This window comes from Streptomyces hainanensis (assembly GCF_004348415.1).
GTDB classification, from domain to species: domain Bacteria; phylum Actinomycetota; class Actinomycetes; order Streptomycetales; family Streptomycetaceae; genus Streptomyces; species Streptomyces hainanensis.
This window is the reverse complement of sequence record NZ_SMKI01000933.1, coordinates 1-508: the sequence shown is the minus strand read 5'-3', so window position 1 is coordinate 508 and position 508 is coordinate 1. Positions and strand designations below refer to the sequence as shown.

Genomic DNA, 508 nt, shown 5'->3' with positions numbered 1-508 from the left:
GCGTCGATGTACGAGCCGAGGTCGAGGTGCTCGACCTCGGGGCGGTCGCCGGTGACGGTGAGGACGGCGAGGACGGAGATGTCCGCGACCGGGGCCACGGGGAGGGTGGTGACGATCCGCCCGTTCTCGGTGATCTGGTCCACCCACGCCTGAGGCAGCAGCGGCGGGGCGCACCAGGCGCCGATCCGGTCGTAGGGGGCGTCGAGCGGGTAGCCGGCGGTGCCGTTGGCGGTGTGGCAGCGGATGGCGGGTGTGCCGTCCTGGTGGTGGATGGCGTTGGCCCACCGCGCGAGGTAGGCGTCCATGTCGACGCTGGTCACCGCGCCGGTGGGGCCGGTGAGGCGGGCGAGGAGGGCGCCCGAGTAGCCGGAGCCGGTGCCGATCTCCAGCACGCGGGCGCCAGGTTGGACGTTGAGGTAGGTGACGTCGCGTTGGACGTAGCGAGGGTTGGTGATGTGGGGGGTGCGGCCGCGGCCGGGGTGGTGCCGGTAGTGGTCGTGGTCGAGGG

The 508-nt window shown here is 73.0% G+C and carries 1 protein-coding gene; it reads right to left on the bottom strand.

Going from position 1 to position 508, the window contains the following annotated elements:
- Nucleotides 1-508: protein-L-isoaspartate O-methyltransferase family protein (locus tag E1283_RS36865; protein ID WP_425086287.1), on the bottom strand; the 508-nt coding region annotated here is incomplete at both ends.